Below are 6,362 nucleotides of genomic sequence, written 5' to 3'. Positions count from 1 at the left end.
ATGAGCCTGCTTCCAGATCGGCACCCAAACTTGGATTTCTTCGTGCTCGATATCGCTGATGCGGTGCCGAAGGATGACATGGCGTCGATGGAGCACCCGTTGTTCTCGCTGGCAACGAAGCCGGACATGCGGCACCTCGAATATCGGAACGGTGACAACGTTCTGAAAATCCGGCCCTCTGGCCTCGGCCTGCCAACGATCTTCGACAAGGACATTCTCATCTTCACCATCAGCCAGCTGATGGCCCGGAAAAATCGGGGGGAACCGATTGGCGATACAGTCCGGTTCTCAGCGCGAGAGCTGTCTGTTGCCACAAACCGGCCTATCGGCGGGAACCACTACAAGCGCCTTGAGGATGCCTTCGCTCGCCTGCAAGGCGCGCAGTTCGTCACCAACATCAAGTCCGGGGGCAAGATCGAAACCCGGATATTCTCCCTGATAGACGAAGGAGGTTTTGTCCGCACTGACGATGAGCGATTCCGCCTCGACTACTGCGAAGTGAAGCTGTCGCGCTGGCTGATGCGGGCGATAGAGACTGACCAGGTGGTGACGATCACCCATGACTACTTCCGCCTGCGCAGGCCCTTGGAGCGCCGCCTGTATGAGATCGCCCGTAAGCACTGCGGCAACTCCCCGAAGTGGCAGATCGGGCTGGCAAACCTCCAGAACAAGACAGGCAGCAACGCCCCGGCAAAGCGCTTTCGCCACAACCTGCGCGAGATCATGCGGGCAGATGTGACACCGTTCTACAAGTTCGATATCGACGAAAACGACATGGTGACAGTGCGCCCTCGCTCTACGCCGGTCGATCTTTCTGCACCAATCATCATCCCAGAATGGGCCGAGGAACAGGCCAGAGCACACGCTCGAACCCTCGGTTGGGATTACTACACCCTACGGTCTAACTGGATGGCATACGCTCACGAGGAAACCGCCAAGGGCAACCCCCCGAAAAATCCCGGCGCGGCATTTGTGGCATACTGCAAAAAACAAGAGAAGCTGCGCTGACAGCGCCACCGAAGGACTGGACGCGAACAGGCGAACAGTCCACCATCATGGAAACCTGAACAGCAGGAAACCCCATGGTTTACACCCTCGGCGATGCCGCGAAAGCAACGGGAAAGTCCAAGGCGACGATCTCAAAAGCCATAAAATCAGGCAGAATATCTGCAACCAAGGATGAAACAGGGACTTTCCAGATAGACCCGGCAGAACTGCACAGGGTTTACCCACCGACTGTTTCAGATGAACAAAAGGAAACACCCGAGAAAACACCTGACGGAAAAGAAAATTCCGGTCTGGTCAGGGAGTTACAAGCCCGCCTTGAGGCGGCACATGAACGCCTCGCAGACAAAGAGGGGATAATCTCCGACCTGCGCGAGGACCGGGATAAATGGCGTCAGCAGGCAACCGCACTCCTGACCGACCAGAGACCGAAATCAGGATTCTGGGCGCGGATGTTTGGCAAAAGCTAGGTCTGCTATGCGGACGAAGCCGCCATAGGAAGCTACGCCGGCTTCTTCGAGGCTTCTTCGTTTGCAAGAAGCTGGCGAGCTACAAGATCATGGTTCAGCCAAAGAACGGGACCGGCAGGTGAACCCGTTTCGCCGAAGATCAGCTGCCCGGTCGCGGTCACGACATGATAGCTCAGCACGTCACTGACCAGCGCTTTATTGTCTTTGTGCAGTTGAACGATCTCGCCCGACGTGCCAATCGTCTGCTCTGCCTGTTCCGGGCTGTTGGGCAAGGGCCATGAGGCGAAGTCGTAGAAGCGTTGCATCGCCTCGTGGTTTTGGTAATCCGATATTTTCTGCAACAGATCGCCCAGCGTCACGCCTTCCTTCAGCAGCGCCTGACACTCGTTCCACAGCGCCTCGACCCACGCGCCGCCGCCCTCTTTCTGTAGCGCGCGAAGCAACGGAAGCAGCGACAGTTCGATGCCCGCGAACACGTCCGAGGAGTTGGTCCGGATCTCTGGACAATTGAAGACAGTCGCCTTCACGCCATTAGCCCAACCTTCCGTGGCAATGTCCTCCAATCGCATCTTTGCGTAGCCTTGGGTGTAGTTCGTGTATGTCTGCCAGCGGTAGTCGTCGCCGATCAGCACTTCGGTCCCGTGATAGCCATAGGCCGTATAGCGAACCTGCCCTCCCGACGCCTCGATCCGGTCCCGAATAGGGGAACTGGCGTCAAGGAGGTGCTGGAAGGTGTTGGCAGATACTTCATTGAAGTTCTGAAGAATTAGCTTGCCCAAATCGCTCTCGATCAAGGTCTGCGAGGACATGTGCCGCGCGCCACGGCCCTTGTAGATGCGGTTCGCGATTACGAGGAACGCTTTGGCCTTCGGAATGCCCCCCGCCATCGTATGCGCAAACAGCACGTTCTTGCCGTCCGGTATCATGCCGTCCAGTTCGCGCATAACGCGACCAAGTGTGGTCTTGAAGCGGTCGACACCATGCTTCCGACACATCTCGATATGCGTCCAGTCAAGCTTGTCGTCCTTCCACGACTCCACCGTCATCTTGTTGAGAAGCTCGGTCGGAGTAGGCTCTCCTGCTGGCGCATCGAGGTCAAAGCCCGCCATGAGCGGTTCATTTATGATCGTGCCGCCAAGTTTCTCCTCGGCTTCTGCAAGTTCTTCGGCCGTCAGTGCGCGGAGGGCGTTATCCTCTTCCCGCCGACCGACCGTGATCCCCACGATCTTCATGCCGGCCTTGCGGGCCTCGTCGACAAGACCTGTAGCGTATCCCCGCCCGAACAACTCGCCGAACAGGACGAACACGTCGCCTTCTTTGAACAAGGTGTTGCGGCTCATATCAGAAGGGATGGGATAGTTCATGTTTTCCTGCGACTGCGGCTCTCGTTCCATGCCGCGCAGTATCAGAAGCCATGTGAAAGGTCATCACTGCCCGATACGCGTCAATGGCGGCCGGGTAGAGCTTTGTGCTCTCATCTGACATTTTGCACCGCGTGCCCCTTGCCGACGAATGGCGGCTTTGGGCTGGAATATACGTCTCCCGAAGACCGAACTCCCATTGGTTATCGGCAATCCCGCGCGCTGGATCGGAACGACTTCCCGGGTTTCTCCCTGTCCTGAAGGGCCGCCGGAGTTTTTCAACAGCATCGGCTCAAACCGTCGATAGGCCAGCCCCGGCCCGCTCGCTCCATTGCGGGCTGTAGGGGCGGGGCTGGCCGGATCAATGGGTAAGCCCGCTGTCCCGGTCGTGGTCGCGGGCTTCCCGCTCCCGCAACCGTTCCTGCTGCCGCTCTTGCTCCTTCAGACGCTCGGCCTCCTGCACCCGCTGGCGTTCCTCGGCCTCCCGGCTTTCCTGCAACCGCGCGGCGGCCTCGGCCAGCGTTCCCCGGTCGATCCCCTGCGCGGCCTCCCGTAGCCGCTCGGCCAGGCTGCGGGCGGATTCCGGCTCCGGGGTTTGACCAGGTGCGGCCACGGTATCGGACGCGGTGCGGCTCTGGCGGGCCTCCCATGCCTCGCGCAACCGCGCGGCCAGGTCCTGCCTCCCCTCCCGGCCATCCCGATCCGCAGCGCCGGCATAGACCAGACCCTGCGCCGGCGGCCCGAGGCGATCCACCGCCCGCCCGATCCAGTCCCGCACCTGACCGGCCAGAACCTCCGCCACACGCGCAACCTCGGCCGCCTGCGCCTTGACCTCGCGCCACACCCGGACGGCCGCAACCTCGATGCCGCGTTCCTTCATCTGCCACGCCCCGGCAGAGAGTTGCGGCAGCGGATCCCGGTCCAGTTCCACCGCCCGCACCGTCTGCCGCAGCGCCTCGGCCTCGTCACCGCGATCATGCGCCGCGGTGGCCCGCTCCTGCGCCTCAATCCGCTGCGCCTCTAGCGTCCGGTGGTCGATCCGCTCGTCATGGCCGCATTGCTCAAGGGCGCGGTTGCTCTCCCGCGCCCATGCCTCACGCCATCCTTCCAGCATCTCGACCGCGTTCCAGTCCCGGTTCTTCGCCCCGAACCCCTCGGGGCCGATTTCGCGGGTGGTCAGCAGGATATGGGCATGGTGGTTGCGATCATCGCCTTCGCGCCCCGGCGCATGAAGGGCGATGTCGGCCACCATGCCACGGGCCACGAACTCGCGCTGGCAGAACGCGCGCACCAGCTCGACGCGCTGCGCATGGTCCAGCTCGGCAGGCAGAGCCACCCGGATTTCGCGGGCAACCTGCGAATTCTTCCGGGTCTCTGCCGCCTCGACCGCATTCCACAGCGCCGCCCGGTCCTGCACCCATGCGGGCGCATTGGCAGGGGCGAGGGTTTCGACGTGATCGACGCCACCGCGCGCACGGTAATCGAAGGTCAGCCCGGTGCGGTGATCCTCGATCCGTTCGCCCACGCGGTAGGCCGCTGCCGCTGTGGCGCTGCGACCGGCAGAGCGGGAAATCATCGTGGCCCGAAGGTGGTAGATCGCCATTTCCGCGCTGCACTTGGCTAAGGGTTCAAGGGAAACGCAGGGTTCCCTTGCCCACACAAACGCGCAGCGTTTGTATAAGTGGGCACTTCGTGTTTGACACGCTATCCACTACGCGGCACAAATTCAACGATTGTAAAGAGGAAGGGCGGAAGAATGGCGCGCACCATCGACCAGCAGATTGCAGATGCGCAAGCGAAGCTGGCGCGGCTCAAAACCCGTCAGAAAGCCAGCGACACCCGCCGAAAGATCATCGTCGGCGCCATCGTCACCACCGAAGCCCTGAAAGACCCCAAGATTTCCAAATGGCTGGCATCCACCCTGCGCAAACACGCAACCCGGGACGTGGACCAGAAGGAAATCGCCGGACTGCTGGCCGACCTCGATGCCAGGGTGCAAAGCGCCGGGGCGGGTGAGGCATGAGCGGCAACACCGATCCGTTCCTGGTTCTGGTCGATGATATTGGCGCGCTGCGCCGCCAGATCGAGAACCTGCAACGCACCAGCCTCGACAGGGACGAGGCCGAACACCTCAACGCGACCATCGCCAAGAGCCTCGACAACATGGCGCAAACCGGCAAGCGGCTGGAACAGCGCCTTGAGGGCCAGCTGCAGCTCGCCACCGCCAAGACCAACCGCGCCGCCATAGAAGCCGCGCAGGACGCCGCCAGAGGGGCTATCAGGGAATCCCATGCCGAGATCCTCCAAACGGCCAGGAGCCTCTCACAGGCCGCAGGAGAGGCCCGCAGGGAGGCGTGGCGCTGGTTCGGCGGGTTCTGGGTCTGGCTGACCTCGATCGGGGCCGCAGGAGCGCTTATCGGCGCGCTGGCAGCCTTCTGGATCACCGGCAGAGGCGATGCCAAAGCCTTCGGCCAGCATCCTCGCATCTACTGCCTGTCCGCAGGCGGTGAATTCGCCGATCAGCGGGACGGAAGCCGATACTGCATCTTCATGGTTTCACCACCGACACAGCCAGCCGGGGAGTGACGGCTCACAGGTGCCGCTCCGCGTCCTGTGCGCTATGCAGGACGCGGACAATCTCCAGCCAGTCCCCCCGGTCGCGGAAATAGATCACATGCGAGCCGGTGGGGCATTTGCGATAGCCAAGGCGAACATTCGTCGCCCGCCCCTGCTTCCGGCCCGATGCCAGCGCATGGCAGGCATCCCGGATTTCGTCGGTGTAGCGGTCAGCCTGATCCGGCCCCCAGTTGTCGGCGCTGTAGTCCCAGATACCGTCAATGTCGACTTCTGCCCGAGGCGAGAAGGAAAGGGCCTTCATCTGCCCTCATACTCCGCCCGCTTCCGCTTCTTGAACGCTTCGAAGTCAAAGGGCTGCGGTTCGCCGGATTCCTCGCCCTCGATCAGGGCGACTTCCAGCGCCTTCACCTTGGCCTCATGCTCTTGCAGCAGCCGCAGCCCTGCCCGCACCACATCGCTGGCCGATCCGTAGCGCCCGGCCTGCACCTGCATGTCGATGAACGTGGTGAAATGGTCCCCGAGGGACACGGATGTATTGCGGGCCATCGCCGCCCCCTTCTTGTTCTAAGCAGATCCCAATATATACCAATAAGTACCAAGATGCAATCTGGGCGCTGGTGGTGCCAGCGGTCGCGTTCCCGCGACCGCAAGCGGCGCAGGGGGCGAAGCGCCCGGTGCGCGCCGCACCGCCTTACCCTTTTGGGTAAGGCCCTTGATCCTCGAAATTGCAGGAGGCTCTAGTGTTATTAGTGTTACCTACGGAGTAAGTTACGCGGCTCATAAGCACCTGTGAAAAATAGCATAAACCGGCATTTTGGTTCCGAAAGGGTCAAACTTTGGTTCCGAAAGGGTCAAACTTTGGTTCCGAAAGGGTCAAACTGCCTTCCCATCAACAACCGTTCCTGATAGGTCAAACAAAATAGTTCCTGATAGGTCAAAGTTACGCCGT

At 61.3% G+C, this 6,362-nt stretch carries 8 protein-coding genes; 4 read left to right on the top strand and 4 right to left on the bottom strand.

Features of this window, described 5'->3' with window-relative positions:
* Positions 1–42: 42 nt before the first annotated feature.
* Both N6H05_RS28135 and N6H05_RS28130 read left to right on the top strand, forming a co-directional pair.
* Positions 43–1,008 carry a replication initiator protein A gene (locus N6H05_RS28135; protein WP_284114510.1) on the top strand — a complete coding sequence of 322 codons (966 nt, stop codon included), beginning with the start codon at positions 43–45 and terminating at the stop codon, positions 1,006–1,008.
* 74 nt (positions 1,009–1,082) lie between these two features.
* Positions 1,083–1,475: a hypothetical protein gene (locus N6H05_RS28130; protein WP_037477185.1), complete on the top strand. Its 393-nt coding sequence runs from the start codon at positions 1,083–1,085 to the stop codon at positions 1,473–1,475.
* 32 nt (positions 1,476–1,507) lie between these two features.
* On the opposite strand, the gene N6H05_RS28125 is transcribed toward N6H05_RS28130, so the two are convergent.
* Together N6H05_RS28125 and mobQ are read right to left on the bottom strand one after the other, a co-directional pair.
* Positions 1,508–2,839 carry an enoyl ACP reductase FabMG family protein gene (locus tag N6H05_RS28125; RefSeq protein WP_037479041.1) on the bottom strand — a complete coding sequence of 444 codons (1,332 nt, stop codon included), beginning with the start codon at positions 2,837–2,839 and terminating at the stop codon, positions 1,508–1,510.
* A gap of 358 nt (positions 2,840–3,197) precedes the next feature.
* Entirely contained in the window at positions 3,198–4,439 is a 1,242-nt protein-coding gene (gene mobQ / locus N6H05_RS28120; RefSeq protein WP_060610909.1) for a MobQ family relaxase, read from the bottom strand.
* Between the two features lie 153 nt (positions 4,440–4,592).
* Between mobQ and N6H05_RS28115 the strand changes: the two genes are divergently transcribed.
* Both N6H05_RS28115 and N6H05_RS28110 read left to right on the top strand, forming a co-directional pair.
* Positions 4,593–4,859 (top strand): hypothetical protein, encoded by a 267-nt coding sequence (locus N6H05_RS28115; protein WP_052027734.1) that lies wholly within the window; start codon positions 4,593–4,595, stop codon positions 4,857–4,859.
* A complete protein-coding gene (locus N6H05_RS28110) occupies positions 4,856–5,422 on the top strand; it encodes a hypothetical protein (protein ID WP_037477195.1) in 567 nt (188 codons plus the stop codon). The genes N6H05_RS28115 and N6H05_RS28110 overlap by 4 nt, the downstream gene beginning before the upstream one ends.
* Positions 5,423–5,426: 4 nt before the next feature.
* Here the strand turns inward: N6H05_RS28110 and N6H05_RS28105 are convergent, their stop codons facing one another.
* Together N6H05_RS28105 and N6H05_RS28100 are read right to left on the bottom strand one after the other, a co-directional pair.
* Positions 5,427–5,714: a type II toxin-antitoxin system RelE/ParE family toxin gene (locus N6H05_RS28105; RefSeq protein ID WP_037477193.1), complete on the bottom strand. Its 288-nt coding sequence runs from the start codon at positions 5,712–5,714 to the stop codon at positions 5,427–5,429.
* Positions 5,711–5,959, bottom strand: coding sequence for a type II toxin-antitoxin system ParD family antitoxin (locus tag N6H05_RS28100; protein ID WP_037477190.1), 249 nt, complete (start codon positions 5,957–5,959; stop codon positions 5,711–5,713). The genes N6H05_RS28105 and N6H05_RS28100 overlap by 4 nt, the downstream gene beginning before the upstream one ends.
* Positions 5,960–6,362 lie beyond the last annotated feature (403 nt).

The organism is Sphingobium sp. WTD-1 (assembly GCF_030128825.1).
Lineage (GTDB): Bacteria > Pseudomonadota > Alphaproteobacteria > Sphingomonadales > Sphingomonadaceae > Sphingobium.
The sequence above is the reverse complement of the archived record's forward strand: the minus strand, read 5'-3'. Positions and strand labels throughout refer to the sequence as shown.

What these genes read in the sequence shown, in the direction of transcription:
- N6H05_RS28100 (WP_037477190.1), bottom strand. Translation starts at nt 5,959, where the DNA reads ATGGCCCGCAATACATCCGTGTCCCTCGGGGACCATTTCACCACGTTC.
- mobQ (WP_060610909.1), bottom strand. Translation starts at nt 4,439, where the DNA reads ATGGCGATCTACCACCTTCGGGCCACGATGATTTCCCGCTCTGCCGGT.
- N6H05_RS28110 (WP_037477195.1), top strand. Translation starts at nt 4,856, where the DNA reads ATGAGCGGCAACACCGATCCGTTCCTGGTTCTGGTCGATGATATTGGC.
- N6H05_RS28105 (WP_037477193.1), bottom strand. Translation starts at nt 5,714, where the DNA reads ATGAAGGCCCTTTCCTTCTCGCCTCGGGCAGAAGTCGACATTGACGGT.
- N6H05_RS28125 (WP_037479041.1), bottom strand. Translation starts at nt 2,839, where the DNA reads ATGAACTATCCCATCCCTTCTGATATGAGCCGCAACACCTTGTTCAAA.
- N6H05_RS28115 (WP_052027734.1), top strand. Translation starts at nt 4,593, where the DNA reads ATGGCGCGCACCATCGACCAGCAGATTGCAGATGCGCAAGCGAAGCTG.
- N6H05_RS28130 (WP_037477185.1), top strand. Translation starts at nt 1,083, where the DNA reads ATGGTTTACACCCTCGGCGATGCCGCGAAAGCAACGGGAAAGTCCAAG.